This window comes from Herbaspirillum chlorophenolicum, assembly GCF_001189955.1.
GTDB lineage: Bacteria > Pseudomonadota > Gammaproteobacteria > Burkholderiales > Burkholderiaceae_D > Herbaspirillum > Herbaspirillum chlorophenolicum.
Map to the genome: position 1 here is coordinate 96,101 of NZ_LFLT01000003.1, position 16,890 is coordinate 112,990.

A 16,890-nucleotide genomic window follows, 5' to 3' on the forward strand; every position below is an offset into this window, starting at 1 on the left:
AGGCTACTCATCATGAACACTACCATCCGCTTCCATCAGTACGGTACTCCTTCCGTCCTCCAGATCGAAGACGATCCCATTGGCGCACCCGGCGCCGGCGAAGTACGCCTGCGCCATGAAGCCATCGGCGTCAATTTCATCGACACGCTGTTCCGGCAAGGTACGTACCCGGTGCCGCTGCCTTCAGTGCCTGGCGTCGAGGGAGTCGGCATTGTCGAGGCATTGGGCGCCGGCGTTGCCGGCATCACGGCAGACCAGCGCATGGCCTACTACCTGGCGCCGGGCAGCTACACCCAGCAGCGCCTGATTGCGGCCGAGCATCTGGTTCCGGTGCCGGACGACCTATCCGCCGAACTGGTGGCTGCCTTGCTGACCAAGGGCCTGACCGCCTGGGCCGGACTGAACGGCTACCACCAGCTCCAGGCCGGGCAAACCGTGCTGGTCCAAGGCGCCTCCAGCAGCGTGGGCAATCTGCTGGCACGCTGGGCCAAGGCGCGCGGCGCCACCGTGATCGGCACAGCAGGATCGCCAGAGAAGCGCGCTGCCCTGGCCCCCGCGATCGACCATGTATTGCCGTCGGACGCGCCTGATCTGGCGGCCCAGTTGAAGCGCCTCTCGCCGCAGGGCATCGATGTGGCCTACGAATTCGTTGGCAAGGCGACTTTCGCAGCCACGCTAGCCGCGGTGCGCGACGGCGGAACCATCGTCTCGATCGGCTCCGCCTCCGGCGCCCCGGAGTTCGACCAGGCCGAGATCGCGCGTCGCCAAATCCGGATGGTCGGCGGCCCGATGGTCAACCACTTGCAAGGACGTACCGGTGAAGCCACGGCCGCGGTGTTCGATGCCTACCGGCGCGGCCTGTTCGGTTCGGTCGCCGCCACGCGCTACGCGCTCAAAGATGCTGCCCAAGCCCACGCCGACATCGCCGGGCGCAACAAGGCAGGATCGCTGGTGCTGATTCCGTGATACGGTGTGGCAAATCTCTCTGAACAAATAAAAAAATTGCGAAACAAAAAAAAGCGGCCCACATCACTGTGGGCCGCTTCGATATTGGTGCTGGCTGCAGGACTTGAACCCGCCACCCCCTGATTACAAGTCAGGTGCTCTACCAGATGAGCTAAGCCAGCAAAAACTTCAGCCGGCGATTATAGCCTACTTGATACGGGTAAGTACAGGGCGTCCGCCCTTTTTTGGTGGTTCCGGGTCATCATCGCCCGGCGCTTCGGTCACAGAGGCCTTTTTCTCGGGCTCGGAAACCGGGACGGAAGACAACATGGGGGCGCTCCCATCCTTCTCGCCTTCCTGTTCAGCCTCGACGGGTGCAGTGCCCAGGTTGGGCGCTTCGAAGGCCATGCCCTGGCCGTTTTCGCGGGCGTAGATGGCGATGACGTTCTCGACCGGGATCAGGATGTCCTTGGAAACGCCGCCAAAACGCGCACTGAAGCTGATGCTGTCATTTTCCATCTTCAGGCTGCTGGTGGCCTCGAAGCTGATGTTGAGGACGATTTCGCCGTTCTTGACGAATTGCATCGGCACACGCGTACGGCCGTCGACCACTACTGCGATGTGGGGCGTAAAGCCATTGTCGGTGCACCATTCGTAAATGGCGCGCAGCAGATAAGGCTTGGTTGAAACTTCAGGCATGACTGGGTGTGTAGTGCGATGCACTGGCATGGGGGCCTGCGCATCTGCCGGCATGGCCGGGGTGGAACTGCAAAACGGTTCGACTGCTGCTGCCGTCCCGGCTGGAAGCCGGAACGGACGGCATGTACGGCTTAACGGCGCATGACCTTTTCCGACGGGGTCAGCGCTTCGATGTAGGCCGGGCGCGAGAAAATGCGCTCGGCATACTTCATCAGCGGGGCTGCGGTCTTGGACAGCTCGATGCCATAATGATCCAGGCGCCACAGCAGCGGGGCCAGGGCCACGTCCAGCATGGAGAACTCGTCGCCCAGCATGTACTTGTTCTTCAGGAACAGGGGCGCCAGTTGAGTCAAGCGGTCGCGGATTTCGTTGCGAGCCTTCTCCTGGCTCTTCTCGGCAGCCTTGGACTTTTCGTTCTCCAGCGTGTGCACGTGGATGAACAGTTCCTTCTCGAAGTTGAACAGCATCAGGCGGGCGCGGGCGCGCATGAGCGGGTCGGCCGGCATCAGTTGCGGGTGCGGGAAACGCTCATCGATGTATTCGTTGATGATGTTCGACTCGTACAGCACCAGGTCGCGCTCGACCAGGATGGGAACCTGGCCGTAGGGGTTCATGACGGAAATGTCTTCCGGCTTGTTGAACAGGTCAACATCGCGGATTTCGAAATCCATGCCCTTTTCGAACAGGACAAGGCGGCAACGTTGCGAAAATGGGCAGGTCGTGCCCGAATAAAGAACCATCATTTTTGTAGAGCCCTAAAAACAAAAGGGGGGCGAGACGCATAACGCTCACCCCGATACGCAATTCCGCAAACTTCGCGGAGTCGAGATTTTACTTGACGTTCTTCCAGTAGGAAGCGTTCAGACGCCACGTCAGAACCAGGAAGACGCCCAGGAACAACAGTACCCAGACGCCAAGCCGTTTACGCGTATTCTGCGCAGGTTCGGCCATCCACTCGAGATAACCGACCAGATCGGCGACGGCGTTATCATATTCGATTGCGCTCATCTTGCCCGGTTTGATCTGCTCGAATCCCGCGAATTTGTGGATAGTCTTGCCTTCGTCGTGGGGATCTTTCTCCTCGACGTACTTGGCGCCCCTGATTCCTTGCAATTCCCACAACACATGCGGCATGCCGACATTAGGGAAAAGCATGTTGTTCCAGCCGGTGGGGCGGCTGTCATCCTTATAATAACTGCGCAGGTAGGTATAAATCCAGTCCGGACCCGATCCAAGTTCGGATGCCTTGGCCCGCGCGATCACCGAAAGGTCCGGTGGCGTGGCCCCAAACCAGGCTTTGGCGTCCTGCGGCTGCATCGAAATTTTCATCAGATCTCCGACTTTTTCCCCTGTAAACAAGAGGTTATTCTTGATCTGGTCTTCCGACAGGCCGATGTCGCGCAGGCGGTTGTAGCGCATCGATGATGCCGAATGGCAATTCAGGCAATAGTTGACGAACAGCTTGGCGCCATTTTGCAATGCGGAAACATCCTTGGTGCGATCCGGCGCGTGATCCAGTGCAAAGCCACCTTCGTTGGCGCAAGCGAACGCCGGCAACAGCACCAGCGTTGCGATCAGTCTCTTCAGCAATTTCATATTCTTGTCCTTTTGGCGGCTGGCTTAGTGCGGATGGTAGACGACACGGTCAGGCACCGGCTTGAAAGTGCCGGCGGCACTCCACCACGGCATCAGCAGGAAGAAGCCAAGGTAGATGAACGAGCAGACCTGCGAGATGACAGTACCGATGGCAGTCGGCGGCTGCACGCCCAGATAACCCAGCGCAATAAAGGCAACGCCAAAGACAAGATAAATATATTTATGCCAGTCCGGACGGTAACGGATGGACTTGACCTGCGACTGGTCCAGCCACGGCAAGCCGCCCAGGATCACCACCGACAGGCCCATCAATACCACGCCCCAGAACTTGGCATCGAACACCAGCATGCCGGCAATCACTGCCAGGCCGATCACGATGGCGGCGATCTTGAACGCGCCGGCCAGCCGCGACTTGAACACCAGCAGCGCGACATAGGCCGCCACACCGGCGATCAGCCAGCCCATGAAGTCGGCAGTCGTGGCGCGCAGGATCGAATAGAACGGTGTGAAGTACCACACCGGTGCGATGTGCGGCGGCGTCTTGAGCGAATCGGCCGGGATGAAGTTGTTGTACTCCAGGAAGTAGCCGCCCATTTCCGGCGCGAAGAACACTACCGCCGAGAACACGATCAGGAAGATCGACACGGCGAAGATGTCGTGCACCGAGTAGTACGGGTGGAACGGAACGCCATCCAGCGGCACGCCGTTTTCGTCGGTCTTTTCCTTGATCTCGACGCCGTCGGGGTTGTTCGAACCGACTTCGTGCAGCGCGATGATGTGCGCCACCACCAGGCCGATCAGCACCAGCGGAATGGCGATCACGTGAAACGAGAAGAAGCGGTTCAGGGTAGCGTCGGACACAACGTAGTCGCCGCGAATCCACAGCGACAGGTCAGGACCGATGAAGGGGATCGCGCCGAACAGGTTGACGATCACCTGCGCGCCCCAGTACGACATCTGGCCCCAGGGCAGCAGGTAGCCCATGAAGGCCTCGCCCATCAGGCACAGGAAGATCGCCACGCCGAACAGCCACACCAGCTCGCGCGGCTTGCGGTAGGAGCCGTAGAGCAGGCCGCGCACCATGTGCAGGTAGACCACGATGAAGAAGGCCGACGCGCCGGTCGAGTGCATGTAGCGCACCAGCCAGCCCCAGGGCACATCGCGCATGATGTACTCCACCGAGGCGAAGGCGAGGTTGGCATCCGGCTTGTAGTGCATCACCAGGAAGATGCCGGTGACGATCTGGATGACCAGTACCAGGAGCGCCAGCGAACCGAAGGCGTACCAGAAATTGAAGTTCTTGGGAGCGTAATACTCGGAAAGATGGGCTTTCCAGGTCGATGTCAATGGAAAGCGTGAGTCGATCCAGTTAAGCGCTTTGGCGGAGACCGGCGCATCGTCGGGCAATTTTTTTTCGTGGAATGCACCCATGGTCATGCCTCCCCTTTTTCGTCTTTGCCGATGACCAGCTTGTTATCGCCTTCGAACATGTAACGCGGCACCTGGAGGTTGTCTGGGGACGGTTTGTTCTTGTAGACGCGTCCGGCAAGATCGAACGTGGAACCGTGGCAGGGGCACAGGAAGCCGCCATGCCAGTCATCCGGCAACGAAGGTTGCGGGCCCGATTGGAAACGCGCGCTGGGGGAGCAGCCGAGGTGCGGGCAAATGCCGACCACGACCAGGAGATCCTTGCGAATGGAGCGCCATTCATTGAGCGCATAGGCAGGCGTCTCGGAGAAATCGGTGCGCTTGGACTGCGGATCGGCCACTTCGCCATCCACCTGCTTGAGCGACGCGACCATCTCGGGAGTACGCTTGAGAATCCAGACCGGCTTGCCGCGCCATTCCACGGTACGCATTTCACCGGGAGTCAAGGTAGAAATATCGACTTCAACCGGTGCGCCTGCAGCCTTGGCCCGTTCCGATGGCTGCAAGGTGGAGACGAAAGCTCCGGCAGTGGCTAAACCGGCTACACCGCCGGCCGCGCAAGTGGCAACAAGCAAACCTCGTCGACTTGCGTCGACCTGATTCTCATCCGTCATAAAGACCCCATCTCCATATGTAAGTTAGCGTGGACCTTCTAAGTGACCCTCATGCAACTTTTGATTATATATAAGCTGAATAGGGTTTTGAAGCTAACGGGCAGTTATGGTACCGACTGGTGCAAAAAACCATTTGACGCAGCGCAACCTGTTGTCAATATGCTCTTTTCGCTTCTTTTTTTGCGTCGCAGCACAAGATAATCGCCAATTTACTTTTCAGACGCGACGGGATATAACGCCTTATAGCCCTCACTTCATAAACAAATAGCAACCTTCCACAGGAGAAATCAACGATGAGCATGCTTAAGGAATTCCGCGCATTTGCGGTCAAAGGCAACGTTGTCGACCTCGCAGTCGGTGTCATCATCGGCGGCGCCTTCGGCAAAATCGTCGAATCCATGGTGCAAGACATCATCATGCCGATCGTCGGCAAAATCTTCGGCGGCCTCGATTTCGCCAGCTACTACATCCCGCTCAACGGCCAACCCTACGGCCTGTCGCTGGCCGAGGCCAAGAAGGCCGGCGCAGTATTCGCCTACGGCAATTTCGTCACCATCCTGATCAACTTCCTGATTCTGGCCTTCATCATCTTTCAGATGATTCGCGTCATCAACAAGGCACGCGACATGACCACCAAGCAAGAGGAAGCCGCACCGGCCGCGCCCGCAGAACCGTCGGAAGACGTCCTGCTGCTGCGCGAAATCCGCGATGCGCTGAAGAAGTAAGCCAGCATCTCTGCAATCAAAAAGCCCTGCACGGGCTTTTTGATTCAATACGCTGCCTCGAAAACCTGCCCTCCCCGATCAAACCGGGTTATCGATGTCGATAAACTGGTGCTCGATGCCGAAATGTTCCGCCGCGTGCGCACCCAGCGCCTGCACGCCATAGCGCTCGGTGGCATGATGGCCCGCTGCGATATAGATAGTGCCGGTCTCGCGCGCCAGATGCACGGTAGGCTCGGAAATCTCGCCGCTGATGTAAGCCGAAGCGCCGGCTGCGATCGCATCGGCCAACATGCCCTGCGCCGCCCCCGTGCACCATGCAATGTCGCCCAGCGCTTGCTGCGGGTCGCCGATCAGCAGCGGCATCCGCCCCAGTCGCTTTTCCACCAACGCGGCAAGATCGGCGGCAGTCTTCACTGAAGGCGAATTGCTGCGCCCGAGCCAGCCCAGGTCATCGTCGCCGAAACGGCCGCTGGCGGTGAAATCGAGCTGGCGCGCAAGTTGCGCATTGTTGCCCAATTGCGGATGCGCATCCAGCGGGAGATGGTAGGCGAACAGGTTGACATCGTTGGAGAGCAGCAGCTTCAGCCTGCGCTGCTTGGTGCCGATCACGCGCATATCTTCGCCACGCCAGAAATAACCGTGGTGGACCAGGATCGCGTCGGCCTTCAAATCGAGGGCGGCTTCGATCAGCGCCAGGCTCGCTGTCACGCCGCTGACGACCTTGGCGATCGTCTCCCGCCCTTCCACCTGCAGGCCGTTTGGGCAATAATCGCGGTATTGCCCGGCATTCAGCGTCTGGCCGAGATATTTCCCGAACTCGTCCCTGGTAATTTGCCGGCTCATTTTCATCCTCATCTGGTTTCTATATGCGACGTTTATGGTTGTTGTTTGCCCAAACCGTGACAATCGGTTTGGCAGTGTGGTTCATTGTAACGACCTTGAAGCCCAGCTGGATATCCGGCTCCTTCGGCTCCCGTGCGCGCCCCGCCCAATCCACCGTGCAAATGCAGGAGGCCGCTCCCGATGCGCCTGCGCCGGGTTCCTACCGCCACGCCGCGCAGCAAGCCATGCCGTCGGTAGTCAACATCTTCACCACCACGGAAGCACGCCCGCAGAAAAGCCCGTTCCAGAACGATCCCTTCTTCCGCAAGTTCTTCGGCGACCAGTTCGATGAACAGCAGCAGGACGACAAGCAATCGAGCCTGGGCTCGGGCGTGATCGTCAGCCCGCAAGGCTACATCCTGACCAACAACCACGTAGTGGAAGCCGCCGACCAGATCGAAGTGGCGCTGGCCGACGGCCGCAAGGCGACCGCCAAGGTGGTCGGCATCGACCCTGAAACCGACCTGGCGGTGATCAAGATCGAGCTGCCCAACCTGCCGGCAATCACGCTGGGCCATCCGGAGAGCAGCTCCGTGGGCGATGTGGTGCTGGCCATCGGCAACCCCTTCGGCGTGGGCCAGACCGTCACCATGGGCATCGTGTCGGCCCTGGGCCGCAACCATCTCGGCATCAACACCTTCGAGAACTTCATCCAGACCGACGCAGCCATCAACCCCGGCAACTCCGGCGGCGCGCTGGTGGATACCAACGGCAACCTGCTCGGCATCAACACCGCGATCTATTCGCGCACCGGCGGCAACCTGGGGATCGGCTTCGCCATCCCGATGTCGACCGCCAAGACCGTGATGGAAGCCATCATCAGCCACGGCCAGGTGGTGCGCGGCTGGATCGGCGTCGAACCGCAAGACATCACGCCTGAACTGGCCGAAAGCTTCGGCCTGGGCAAGAAGACCGGCGCCATCATCGCCGGCGTGCTGAAGGGTGGTCCGGCCGACCGCGCCGGCATGAAGCCGGGCGATATCCTGGTCAGCATCGAAGGCAAACCGGTCTCCGACACGACCGAGATGCTCAACGTGATCGCCCAGCTCACCCCCGGCCAGAACATTGCCATGACGGTGCTGCGCCGGGCGCAGGAAACCAAGCTCAACATCACCGTGGGCAAGCGCCCGCCGCCGCCCAAGACCGAAGACAGCGACGAAGAATAAGAAGGGCTAGAATGCCCGATGCCACGCGCCCCGACACCGGGGCGCGGCCATCGCCATCAGAAGGAGATCGAACAAGATGCACGTGCGCGACCTGACCCAGTTCCTGGCCGAACTTTCCGATAACAACAACCGCGCCTGGTTCGTGATGAACAAGCCGCGCTACGACATCCTGCGTGAGGAGTTCCTGGCGCTGACCACGCAACTGATCGCCGATATCGCCAAGTTCGATCCTGCCATTGCGGGCTGCAATCCCAAGAAGGCATTGTTTCGCATCAACCGCGACATGCGCTTCTCGCACGACAAGAGCCCGTACAAGACGCACTTCTCCGCAGCCATCACCGCCAGCGGCCTGAAAAAGCCCAGCCAGGGCGGCGGCCCGGCCTATTACTTCCACATTGACGCAGACGGCAAGCTGCTCATCGCAGGCGGCGAATACATGCCTCCATCGGATCGCTTGCGCGCCATCCGCAACCAGGTCATCAGCGATGCACCGGGTTTCAACAAGATGCGCAAGAATAAGAAACTGGTGGAGACCTACGGCGACCTGCAAGAAGAAGGCAAGCTGGTGCGCCCGCCGAAGGGCTTCGATCCGGACAGCCCCAATATCGAATATGTGAAGCTGAAGAGCTTCATTGTGTGGACCGAAACCAGCATCAAGAAGAAGGTACCGGCCGACCTGAAAAAGGATGTGCTGGCTGGATTCAAGGACGCTTATCCGCTGGTGAACTGGCTGCGCAATGTGCCGCTGCAGGTGGCGGAAGAATAAACGGCCGGCAAAGTACGCATATGAAAAAGCCCGCTATGCGCGGGCTTTTTTTATGGCGGCTGGCCTACTCGGCAGCGGAAGATTTAGCCTCTTCGCTATCCGGCGCGCGCGTGGCGCGTTCGAAGATGGGCGCTACAATCAGGCCGATCTCATACAGCAGCACCAACGGCACGGCCAGCATCAGCTGACTCATGACATCGGGCGGCGTCACCACGGCAGCGACCACAAAAGCGCCAACGATCACGTAAGGGCGGATCTGCTTGAGCTTCTGCAACGGCACCAGTCCCATGCGCACCAGCACGATCACGATCACCGGCACTTCGAAAGTGACCCCGAAGGCGATGAACATGGTCAGCACGAAGTCGACGTAGCTGTCGATGTCCGGCGCCACCGAGACCGACTTGGGCGCGAAGTTGTTGATGAACGGGAACACCACGCCAAACACGAAGAAATAGCAGAACGCCACGCCGACGATGAACAGCACCGAGGACGAGATCACCAGCGGCGCGATCAGCTTCTTTTCATGCGTATACAGGCCGGGGGCAACGAAGGCCCACATCTGGTACAGCACCCAAGGCAGCGACACCAGCACCGCCACCAGCATGGTGACCTTGATCGGGATCAGGAAAGGCGTGATGACGCCGGTGGCGATCATCTTGCTGCCGACAGGCAGCGCATGGATCATCGGCGCCGCCAGCACGTCGAAGATGTGGGCCGCGAAAGGCATCATGCACAGGAAGACCACCAGCACCACCGCTGCTGCCTTGACGACGCGGCTACGCAGTTCGATCAGGTGCGAGATGAAGCTGTCTTCGGTGCCGGCCGTATTGTTTTCTTCAGCCATGGAATTTGCTGCGCAAAGGTAAGGTGAGGACGCGGGGCGCCGTCGGGATTAAAAGAAACCGGCCGACTTGCCGGCGCCGATCGGACGATATTTTGCCACTCGCGCCGAAGCCGAGATCACGCGTGTCTTGCGCCCGCTCTGGTGCTTGTACCAGGACGGGACGGCGGTGGTGCGCGCCAGTTTCTTGCGGCGGAACGCCTTGGCCTTGATCGAGAGCATATCGGCGCTGGGCGTACGGCTCCAGGTGCTTGCGCCCGAAGCGGCACTATCGCCGGCCGCAGCGCCGTCGCCGCCGTTCCAGGCGTCGTTGAGCGATGCTTCGGTGTCGGACATGCTCTTGTGGATGCTGCCCGATACATCGCTGGCAGCCTGTTCCACATCCTTTTGCATCTTGCGCAGCTCGTCCAGCTCGATCTCGCGGCTGACCTCGCTCTTGACGTCGTTGATGTAGCGCTGTGCGCGGCCGAACAGGGTGCCGGCCATGCGCGCCACCTTGGGCAGCCGCTCGGGGCCGATCACGACCAGCGCGACCACGCCGATCAGGGCCAGCTTGGAAAGGCCGATATCAATCATGGGTCTTGGACATTAATGGCAAAGTACGACAGGCAAGGCACAACGAGGTGCGGTGGACGCACCCGCCAAACCGGCGGCGGGCACGAAAATCTGGAGGCGGCCTGCAACGCTCCCCACTTGCATCCGGCATGACGCCGACGCACCGGGCACGCAACAGGCGCCGCTTGATCAGCTGCCGGACTTGTCTTTTTCCTTGGCCTGGACATCGATGGCCGGATCCTTGGCCTGCTCGTCTTCGGCGCCCTTGACGCCATCCTTGAAGCCCTTGACGGCCTTGCCCAGATCAGAGCCCATGTTGCTGAGCTTCTTGGTACCGAAAACCAGCATGACGATCACCAGAACAATCAGCCAATGCCAAATACTGAACGAACCCATTCTCTTCTCCTAAGCGGACATCCCTGCCCTGTCTACAAAACGTTCCCTGTCTCTACCGGCGCTGCGCGCGCGCCGGCTCATTATTGTTGCACGAAGCGTACCCGCCACGGGTGCGGGCCGCCAATCACGTGCATATGCAGATGGTACACCTCCTGCCCGCCATCCGGTCCGGTATTGAACAGCGTCTTGAAACCGCCGCTGCGGTTGCCGTCGGTATCGACCTGGAAGCCGCAGCCCTGCTCGGCCGCCAGCTTGGGCGCGAGAAGCGCCATTTTACCCAGCAAGGCGGCCTGCTCGGGACCGCAGTCCGACAGCGTGGCGACATGCTGGCGCGGCACGATCAGGAAATGCACCGGCGCAGCCGGATTGATGTCGTGGAAAGCGACCACATCCTCGTCTTCGTACAGCTTCTTCGACGGGATTTCGCCGGCAGCGATCTTACAGAAAATACAATTGTCCAAAACCGTTCTCCTGCGTAGATGGGGGGATATGCCGCTCAATCCTTGCGCGCGGCTTTTTCTTCCAGGCCGGAGAGGCCTTCACGGCGCGCCAGTTCGTCGAGCACGTCCTGAGGCGTCAGGTCGAACTGGGCCAGCATCACCATGGAATGGAACCAGAGGTCGGCGCACTCGTAGAGCACCTTGGACTTGTCGCCGGAGACGCGGGCATCCTTGGCGGCCATCACGGTTTCGGTGGCCTCTTCGCCGATCTTCTTGAGGATGGCGTCGTCGCCCTTGGAAAACAGCTTGGCGACATACGACTTTTCAGGGTTGCCGCCATTGGCCAGCTTGCGCGACTCGATAATCTCGGCCAGGCGCTTCAATGTTTCGCTCATGATTCGGTCTTGCCCGGTTCGATATTCTTGGCCGCGTCGGCGGTCTTGCGCGTGCGCTTGGGCTTATCGGCAACCTTCTCGTCCTTGGCCGCAGGCGCACCGCCGGCGCCCGGCGGCAAGTCCTTCAATACCGGCTCGATGGTCAACCATTCGCCATTGTCGGCGCTGCCTTCGAACTTCTGGAAGAAGCAGGAATGGCGGCCGGTGTGGCAGGCGATGCCGGCCACCTGCTCGACCTTGAGCAGCACCACGTCTTCGTCGCAATCGAGGCGGATCTCGTGCACCTTCTGGAAGTGGCCGGACTCCTCGCCCTTGTGCCACAGTTTCTTGCGCGAGCGGCTCCAGTAGACGGCCTGGCCGACTTCAACCGTCTTGGCCAGCGCCTCGCGGTTCATCCAGGCGAACATCAGCACATCGTTGCTGCCGACTTCCTGGGTGATCACCGGCACCAGGCCGACTTCGTCCCATTTGACCTTGTTCAGCCACTTGGCGCTGATGCTCATGCCAGCCTCATTGGAATGTTTTGGTCGGCCATGAAGCGCTTGGCTTCCTGCACGGTGTGCTGGCCATAGTGGAAGATGCTGGCGGCCAGCACCGCGTCAGCCTTGCCGCGGCTGATGCCGTCGGCCAGGTCCTGCAGGCCGCCGACGCCACCCGATGCGATCACCGGAATGCTCACCGCCTCCGATACCGCGCGTGTCAGATCGAGGTCGAAACCGCTCTTGGTGCCGTCGCGATCCATGCTGGTTAGCAGGATTTCGCCGGCGCCCAGGCGCGCCATGTTGCGTGCCCATTCGACCGCGTCCAGTCCGGTGGCCTTGCGTCCGCCGTGGGTGTAGACCTCCCACTTGCCGTCGCCTGCGCGCTTGGCGTCGATCGCCACCACGATGCATTGCGAACCGTACTTGCTGGCGGCATCGGCCACCAGTTGCGGGTTGGTCACGGCGGAAGTGTTGATGCCGACCTTGTCGGCGCCGGCGTTGAGCAGGCGGCGCACATCGTCGACCGCACGCACGCCGCCGCCCACCGTCAGCGGAATGAAGACCTGCGAGGCGACCGCTTCGATGATGTCGAGGATCAGGTCGCGGCCATCGGAGGAAGCGGTGATGTCGAGGAAGGTCAGCTCGTCGGCGCCCTGCTCGTCATAGCGCCGCGCGATCTCCACCGGGTCGCCGGCATCACGCAGTTCGAGAAAATTGACCCCCTTCACGACGCGGCCGGCGGTCACGTCGAGGCAGGGGATGATGCGTTTTGCGAGGGCCATCTTGTTTGCTACCTTATTTGCTGCATTAGTCGCCGCCGGCTTCGGTATCCGTGCCTTCGGCTTCCGTCAGTTCATCGGCGCGGTCCTGCGCGCTGCGCAGGTCCAGCGTGCCTTCATAGATCGAACGGCCGCAGATGACCGCCTCGATGCCTTCATCTTCCACGCCGCACAGCGCTTCCACATCCTTGATGTTATGCACGCCGCCCGAGGCGATGATGGGGATCGACACTGCCTGCGCCAGGCGCACGGTAGCTTCGATGTTGACGCCGCCCATCATGCCGTCGCGGCCGATGTCGGTATAGACGATGGCTTCGCAGCCGTAGCCTTCGAACTTGCGGGCCAGGTCGACGACCTCGTGGCCCGACAGCTTGCTCCAGCCGTCGGTGGCGACCTTGCCATCCTTGGCGTCCAGGCCGACGATGATCTGGCCGGGGAAGGCGCTGCAGGCGTCATGCAGGAAACCGGGGTTCTTCACCGCCGCGGTACCGATGATGATGTAGGACAGGCCGTCATCCAGGTAGCGCTCGATGGTATCCAGGTCGCGGATGCCGCCACCCAGTTGCACGGGAATCTCTTCGACGCCGTTTTCTTCGGCAAACGCAGAGACGGCCTTGAGGATAGCCTTCACCGCAGCCTCGTTCTTGGGCTTGCCCGCAAACGCGCCGTTCAGGTCGACCAGGTGCAAGCGGCGAGCGCCTTGCTTGAGCCAGTGCAGGGCCATCTCTGCCGGGTCTTCGGAGAAAACGGTGACTTGTTCCATATCGCCTTGTTTAAGGCGGACGCAATGACCGTCTTTCAGGTCGATGGCGGGTATCAGCAGCATGGCTACGGTATGACTATCTGTAAAAGGAGTTTGTGGGTAAGGCAGGCCCGGCAGGATTTTCCGGACTTGCCGAACTTGCTTTAAATACAAAAATCAGGGCTTCCAGTGTACGAAATTCCGATACAGCTGCAAACCCGCAGCGGCACTTTTTTCCGGGTGGAACTGGGTTGCAAAGATATTATCGCGGGCCACCGCGCAAGCGAAGTCGCGGCCATAGGGCGTCTGGCCGACCACATGGGCCTGTTCCGCAGGGACTGCATAGAAACTGTGCACGAAATAGAAGAAGGCATTGTCCGCAATCCCCTCCCACAATGGATGGGGCGTGGTCTGGCGGACATGGTTCCAGCCCATCTGCGGCACCTTGAAACGGGAACCGTCGTCCTGCAGCATGCCGTCCAGCTCAAAACGCACCACCTTGCCCGGCAACAGGCCCAGGCCGGGGGTATCGCCTTCTTCGCTCCAGTCGAACAGCATCTGCTCGCCCACGCACACGCCGAACAGCGGCTTGCTGCGCGAGGCCTCGACGACCGCTTCCTGCAGGCCCGACTCGCGCAGGCAGCGCATGCAGTCGGGCATGGCGCCCTGGCCGGGCAGCACCACGCGGTCGGCGGCGCGAATGTCCGCAACCTCGCCGGAAATGCGCACGTCGGCTTCAGGCGCGACATGGCGCAGGGCTTGCGCTACCGAGCGCAGGTTGCCCATGCCGTAATCCACTACAACAATTTTATTCATATCGAAGATGGCGGCGCGCTTGGCTGCGCCGGGAATGCCAGGTGATTACAAGCTGCCCTTGGTGGATGGAATCGTGCCTGCGGCGCGCTCGTCGAGCTCGATCGCCATGCGCAGCGCGCGGCCGAATGCCTTGAACACGGTCTCGCACTGGTGGTGCGCATTGATGCCGCGCAGGTTGTCGATGTGCAGGGTCACCTGCGCATGATTGACAAAACCGTGGAAGAACTCGCTGGTCAGGTCGACATCGAACGCGCCGATCATCGAACGGGTGAACGGGATGTGGTATTCCAGGCCGGGACGGCCGGAGAAATCGATCACCACGCGCGATAGCGCTTCATCCAGCGGCACGTAGGCGTGGCCGTAGCGGCGGATGCCCTTCTTGTCGCCGATAGCCTTGGCGAAGGCCTGGCCCAGGGTGATGCCCACGTCTTCCACCGTGTGGTGCGCGTCGATATGCAGGTCGCCCTTGGCTTCGATATCAAGGTCGATCAGGCCGTGGCGTGCGATCTGGTCCAGCATGTGGTCAAGGAAAGGCACGCCGGTATCGAGCTTTTGCTTGCCGGTTCCGTCCAGGTTGATCGCGACGCGAATCTGCGTCTCGTTAGTGTTGCGGACGACTTCCGCGGTTCTGGGTGTAGACATGGTCAGGGTAAAGCGGGATTCAAACGAAAAGGTTCTGCAAAGATGGTTCCGGATGCGCCAGCCGCAAGTGCGTCATTGCGCTTGCAGCGCCAGTTTCAGCGCTGCCAGGAAAGCGGTATTTTCTTCTTGTGTGCTAACGGTAATACGCAAACAGTTCTGCAGCAATGCATGCATTTTACCGGCATTTTTGATCAGCACCTTACTGGCGAGCAAAGCGCTGAAAACTTTATCGGCATCCGGGACCCGGATCAGCACGAAGTTCGCGGCCGACGGGAACACTTCCACCCCATCCAGCGCCGCCAATTGCGCCATCAGGGCGGCACGGCCGCTGCGCAGCGCCGCCGCCTGCGCTTCCAGCACGTCGAGATGCTCCAGCATGAACAGCGCGGCCGTCTCGGTCAATACGTTGATGTTATACGGCGGGCGCACCTTGTCGAATTCGCGCAACAGCGCCGGTACGGCCGACATGTAACCCAGGCGGATGCCCGCCAGCCCCAGCTTGGACACCGTGCGCATCACCACCAGATTATTGAACTGCGGCAATGCCTGCATCAGGCTGGCCTGGGCAAACGGCTGGTAAGCCTCGTCCACCACGACCAGGCCATACGGCGCGGCAGCTTCCACGATGCGCAGGATGTCGGCGGCGTCGAACAGCGTGCCGGTCGGGTTATTGGGATAGGAAAGATAGGTGAGCGCCGGGCGGTGCTGCTCCATTGCCGCCAGCATCGCCGGCAGATCCAGCGTGAAATCCTCGCGCAGCGGCACGCCGACATAGTCCAGCCCGGCGGCGAGCGCCGAGACCTGGTACATCACGAAACTGGGCTCCGGCGCCAGCACTTTGCGTCCCGGCACGGCGCACGCCGTCGAGAGGATGGTAATCAGCTCGTCCGAACCGTTGCCCAGCAGCACGTCATAGCCTTCCGGCACACCCAGTTTGCTGCGGATTGCCTCTTTCAGCCGCACATAACCCGGCACTGGATAGCGATTCAGTTCCGCCTGCGCCAGCCGCTGCGCCAAGGCCTGGCGCAGTTCGGGCGGCAGGATATACGGATTCTCCATCGCATCCAGCTTGAGCATGCCCTCGGCTTCAGGCACGTGATACGCCTGCCAGCCGCGCACCAGCGGACGGATCACGCTGGCAATCAATGGTTCGCAGGAAGCGGAGTCAGCCGGTGACTTGTTCATCTTGTTGGCTCGCAGGTTCCAGCGCCACCAGGCGCTGGCGAATCAGTTCGCAGTAATCGGGATTGAGTTCGAAGCCGGCGAAACGCCGGCCGCAGCGACGCGCCGCCACCGCGGTGGTGCCGCTGCCCATGAACGGGTCGAGCACCACGCCGCCTGGCGGACAGGATGCCTTGATCATGCGCTCGACAATCTCCAGCGGCTTTTGCGTGGGATGGTCGGCACGCTCCTTGTGTTCGCGGTGCAGGCGCGAGACGCTCCAGACATCCTTGGGGTTGTAGCCCATCTCCAGCCATTTGGCGCCGATGAAGATGGAGCGCGAACGCGCCTTCTTGGTCTGCTCGTCGTAGGGGATGCGGATGGCATCGAGGTCGAAGAAATAATCCTTCGCGCGCGCAAAGAAACCGATGGTGTCGTGCACTGAAGAATAACGCCGGGTGCTGCCGCCCATGGAGGGCACGCGGCGGTCCCAGACGATCTCGTTGATCATGGTCATGCGCTGCTTGAGCATGACGAAGATCTCCGGCGAATAGCGCCAAGTCAGGAAAATGTAGAGGCTGCCGTTGGCCTTGAGCTTGGGCAGCGCGGCATCGATCCATTGCTCGGTCCAGCGCAGGTATTCGACGGTATCGAGCTTGTCGGAGTCGTTACCGTAGTCCTTGCCCAGCCCGTACGGCGGGTCGGCGATCAAGAGGTCGATGCTGCCGTCCGGAATGCGCCGCAAACCCTGCAGCGCATCCTCGCAATGCACGCGATCCAGCCAGCCTTCGCCTGCAAACGGGTCGGAGGCAGCCGTCAT

General features: G+C 60.8%; 22 protein-coding genes and 1 tRNA gene. 4 read left to right on the top strand and 19 right to left on the bottom strand.

From position 1 onward, the window contains the following. Positions 1–12: 12 nt before the first annotated feature. Positions 13–966, top strand: a complete 954-nt coding sequence (locus AKL28_RS03450; RefSeq protein WP_050466655.1) for a quinone oxidoreductase family protein — start codon at positions 13–15, stop codon at positions 964–966. A gap of 85 nt (positions 967–1,051) precedes the next feature. On the opposite strand, the gene AKL28_RS03455 is transcribed toward AKL28_RS03450, so the two are convergent. The 6 genes from AKL28_RS03455 to petA form a co-directional block, all read right to left on the bottom strand. Next, positions 1,052–1,127, bottom strand: a tRNA-Thr gene (locus AKL28_RS03455). Between the two features lie 25 nt (positions 1,128–1,152). Next, the gene (locus AKL28_RS03460) at positions 1,153–1,644 is read right to left on the bottom strand and encodes a ClpXP protease specificity-enhancing factor (protein ID WP_050466656.1); all 492 of its coding nucleotides are present in this window, start codon (positions 1,642–1,644) and stop codon (positions 1,153–1,155) included. 131 nt (positions 1,645–1,775) lie between these two features. Next, complete coding sequence (locus AKL28_RS03465) at positions 1,776–2,387, bottom strand: glutathione S-transferase N-terminal domain-containing protein (RefSeq protein WP_050466657.1); 612 nt, start codon at positions 2,385–2,387, stop codon at positions 1,776–1,778. 88 nt (positions 2,388–2,475) lie between these two features. Beyond that, positions 2,476–3,240, bottom strand: a complete 765-nt coding sequence (locus AKL28_RS03470; protein ID WP_050466658.1) for a cytochrome c1 — start codon at positions 3,238–3,240, stop codon at positions 2,476–2,478. Positions 3,241–3,264: 24 nt separating this feature from the next. Beyond that, positions 3,265–4,671 carry a cytochrome b gene (locus AKL28_RS03475; RefSeq protein WP_050466659.1) on the bottom strand — a complete coding sequence of 469 codons (1,407 nt, stop codon included), beginning with the start codon at positions 4,669–4,671 and terminating at the stop codon, positions 3,265–3,267. 2 nt (positions 4,672–4,673) lie between these two features. After that, the gene (gene petA / locus AKL28_RS03480) at positions 4,674–5,282 is read right to left on the bottom strand and encodes a ubiquinol-cytochrome c reductase iron-sulfur subunit (protein ID WP_050466660.1); all 609 of its coding nucleotides are present in this window, start codon (positions 5,280–5,282) and stop codon (positions 4,674–4,676) included. 293 nt (positions 5,283–5,575) lie between these two features. Between petA and mscL the strand changes: the two genes are divergently transcribed. Next, positions 5,576–6,007: a large conductance mechanosensitive channel protein MscL gene (gene mscL / locus AKL28_RS03485; protein ID WP_050466661.1), complete on the top strand. Its 432-nt coding sequence runs from the start codon at positions 5,576–5,578 to the stop codon at positions 6,005–6,007. Positions 6,008–6,085: 78 nt separating this feature from the next. Here the strand turns inward: mscL and AKL28_RS03490 are convergent, their stop codons facing one another. After that, on the bottom strand, positions 6,086–6,838 hold the full coding sequence (locus AKL28_RS03490; protein WP_402702257.1) for a Nif3-like dinuclear metal center hexameric protein: 753 nt from the start codon (positions 6,836–6,838) through the stop codon (positions 6,086–6,088). Positions 6,839–6,873: 35 nt separating this feature from the next. On the opposite strand from AKL28_RS03490, the gene AKL28_RS03495 reads away from it, so the two are divergent. After that, positions 6,874–8,055: a Do family serine endopeptidase gene (locus AKL28_RS03495; protein WP_050466663.1), complete on the top strand. Its 1,182-nt coding sequence runs from the start codon at positions 6,874–6,876 to the stop codon at positions 8,053–8,055. Positions 8,056–8,131: 76 nt separating this feature from the next. Beyond that, positions 8,132–8,821, top strand: coding sequence for a DUF2461 domain-containing protein (locus AKL28_RS03500; protein ID WP_050466664.1), 690 nt, complete (start codon positions 8,132–8,134; stop codon positions 8,819–8,821). Between the two features lie 64 nt (positions 8,822–8,885). Here AKL28_RS03500 and tatC read toward each other — a convergent pair whose 3' ends face one another. The 12 genes from tatC to AKL28_RS03560 all read right to left on the bottom strand — a co-directional run bounded on the left by tatC (position 8,886) and on the right by AKL28_RS03560 (position 16,890). Further along, a complete protein-coding gene (gene tatC, locus AKL28_RS03505) occupies positions 8,886–9,665 on the bottom strand; it encodes a twin-arginine translocase subunit TatC (RefSeq protein WP_050466665.1) in 780 nt (259 codons plus the stop codon). Between the two features lie 48 nt (positions 9,666–9,713). Continuing rightward, positions 9,714–10,238, bottom strand: a complete 525-nt coding sequence (gene tatB, locus AKL28_RS03510) for a Sec-independent protein translocase protein TatB (RefSeq protein ID WP_050466666.1) — start codon at positions 10,236–10,238, stop codon at positions 9,714–9,716. Positions 10,239–10,406: 168 nt separating this feature from the next. Continuing rightward, on the bottom strand, positions 10,407–10,613 hold the full coding sequence (gene tatA, locus AKL28_RS03515) for a Sec-independent protein translocase subunit TatA (RefSeq protein ID WP_050466667.1): 207 nt from the start codon (positions 10,611–10,613) through the stop codon (positions 10,407–10,409). Between the two features lie 80 nt (positions 10,614–10,693). Continuing rightward, on the bottom strand, positions 10,694–11,074 hold the full coding sequence (locus AKL28_RS03520) for a histidine triad nucleotide-binding protein (RefSeq protein ID WP_050466668.1): 381 nt from the start codon (positions 11,072–11,074) through the stop codon (positions 10,694–10,696). A 35-nt stretch (positions 11,075–11,109) separates the two neighbouring features. Beyond that, the gene (locus AKL28_RS03525) at positions 11,110–11,448 is read right to left on the bottom strand and encodes a phosphoribosyl-ATP diphosphatase (RefSeq protein WP_050466669.1); all 339 of its coding nucleotides are present in this window, start codon (positions 11,446–11,448) and stop codon (positions 11,110–11,112) included. Beyond that, the gene (hisI, locus tag AKL28_RS03530; RefSeq protein WP_050466670.1) at positions 11,445–11,951 is read right to left on the bottom strand and encodes a phosphoribosyl-AMP cyclohydrolase; all 507 of its coding nucleotides are present in this window, start codon (positions 11,949–11,951) and stop codon (positions 11,445–11,447) included. Before hisI ends, AKL28_RS03525 begins: the two co-directional genes overlap by 4 nt. Next, the gene (hisF, locus tag AKL28_RS03535) at positions 11,948–12,712 is read right to left on the bottom strand and encodes an imidazole glycerol phosphate synthase subunit HisF (RefSeq protein WP_050466671.1); all 765 of its coding nucleotides are present in this window, start codon (positions 12,710–12,712) and stop codon (positions 11,948–11,950) included. Before hisF ends, hisI begins: the two co-directional genes overlap by 4 nt. A 25-nt stretch (positions 12,713–12,737) precedes the next feature. After that, positions 12,738–13,535, bottom strand: a complete 798-nt coding sequence (gene hisA / locus AKL28_RS03540) for a 1-(5-phosphoribosyl)-5-[(5-phosphoribosylamino)methylideneamino]imidazole-4-carboxamide isomerase (RefSeq protein WP_050466672.1) — start codon at positions 13,533–13,535, stop codon at positions 12,738–12,740. Between the two features lie 93 nt (positions 13,536–13,628). Then, positions 13,629–14,267, bottom strand: a complete 639-nt coding sequence (hisH, locus tag AKL28_RS03545; RefSeq protein WP_050466673.1) for an imidazole glycerol phosphate synthase subunit HisH — start codon at positions 14,265–14,267, stop codon at positions 13,629–13,631. Between the two features lie 45 nt (positions 14,268–14,312). Next, positions 14,313–14,909: an imidazoleglycerol-phosphate dehydratase HisB gene (gene hisB, locus AKL28_RS03550; protein WP_050466674.1), complete on the bottom strand. Its 597-nt coding sequence runs from the start codon at positions 14,907–14,909 to the stop codon at positions 14,313–14,315. A 72-nt stretch (positions 14,910–14,981) separates the two neighbouring features. Further along, positions 14,982–16,094 (bottom strand): histidinol-phosphate transaminase, encoded by a 1,113-nt coding sequence (gene hisC / locus AKL28_RS03555; RefSeq protein ID WP_050466675.1) that lies wholly within the window; start codon positions 16,092–16,094, stop codon positions 14,982–14,984. Beyond that, positions 16,075–16,890, bottom strand: coding sequence for a DNA-methyltransferase (locus AKL28_RS03560; RefSeq protein ID WP_050466676.1), 816 nt, complete (start codon positions 16,888–16,890; stop codon positions 16,075–16,077). Before AKL28_RS03560 ends, hisC begins: the two co-directional genes overlap by 20 nt.

Bases quoted from the DNA above. Each gene is read 5' to 3' on its own strand.
- AKL28_RS03450 (WP_050466655.1), top strand. From the start codon at position 13: ATGAACACTACCATCCGCTTCCATCAGTACGGTACTCCTTCCGTCCTC.
- AKL28_RS03460 (WP_050466656.1), bottom strand. From the start codon at position 1,644: ATGCCTGAAGTTTCAACCAAGCCTTATCTGCTGCGCGCCATTTACGAA.
- AKL28_RS03465 (WP_050466657.1), bottom strand. From the start codon at position 2,387: ATGATGGTTCTTTATTCGGGCACGACCTGCCCATTTTCGCAACGTTGC.
- AKL28_RS03470 (WP_050466658.1), bottom strand. From the start codon at position 3,240: ATGAAATTGCTGAAGAGACTGATCGCAACGCTGGTGCTGTTGCCGGCG.
- AKL28_RS03475 (WP_050466659.1), bottom strand. From the start codon at position 4,671: ATGGGTGCATTCCACGAAAAAAAATTGCCCGACGATGCGCCGGTCTCC.
- petA (WP_050466660.1), bottom strand. From the start codon at position 5,282: ATGACGGATGAGAATCAGGTCGACGCAAGTCGACGAGGTTTGCTTGTT.
- mscL (WP_050466661.1), top strand. From the start codon at position 5,576: ATGAGCATGCTTAAGGAATTCCGCGCATTTGCGGTCAAAGGCAACGTT.
- AKL28_RS03495 (WP_050466663.1), top strand. From the start codon at position 6,874: ATGCGACGTTTATGGTTGTTGTTTGCCCAAACCGTGACAATCGGTTTG.
- AKL28_RS03500 (WP_050466664.1), top strand. From the start codon at position 8,132: ATGCACGTGCGCGACCTGACCCAGTTCCTGGCCGAACTTTCCGATAAC.
- tatC (WP_050466665.1), bottom strand. From the start codon at position 9,665: ATGGCTGAAGAAAACAATACGGCCGGCACCGAAGACAGCTTCATCTCG.
- tatB (WP_050466666.1), bottom strand. From the start codon at position 10,238: ATGATTGATATCGGCCTTTCCAAGCTGGCCCTGATCGGCGTGGTCGCG.
- tatA (WP_050466667.1), bottom strand. From the start codon at position 10,613: ATGGGTTCGTTCAGTATTTGGCATTGGCTGATTGTTCTGGTGATCGTC.
- AKL28_RS03525 (WP_050466669.1), bottom strand. From the start codon at position 11,448: ATGAGCGAAACATTGAAGCGCCTGGCCGAGATTATCGAGTCGCGCAAG.
- hisI (WP_050466670.1), bottom strand. From the start codon at position 11,951: ATGAGCATCAGCGCCAAGTGGCTGAACAAGGTCAAATGGGACGAAGTC.
- hisF (WP_050466671.1), bottom strand. From the start codon at position 12,712: ATGGCCCTCGCAAAACGCATCATCCCCTGCCTCGACGTGACCGCCGGC.
- hisA (WP_050466672.1), bottom strand. From the start codon at position 13,535: ATGCTGCTGATACCCGCCATCGACCTGAAAGACGGTCATTGCGTCCGC.
- hisH (WP_050466673.1), bottom strand. From the start codon at position 14,267: ATGAATAAAATTGTTGTAGTGGATTACGGCATGGGCAACCTGCGCTCG.
- hisB (WP_050466674.1), bottom strand. From the start codon at position 14,909: ATGTCTACACCCAGAACCGCGGAAGTCGTCCGCAACACTAACGAGACG.
- hisC (WP_050466675.1), bottom strand. From the start codon at position 16,094: ATGAACAAGTCACCGGCTGACTCCGCTTCCTGCGAACCATTGATTGCC.
- AKL28_RS03560 (WP_050466676.1), bottom strand. From the start codon at position 16,890: ATGACGGCTGCCTCCGACCCGTTTGCAGGCGAAGGCTGGCTGGATCGC.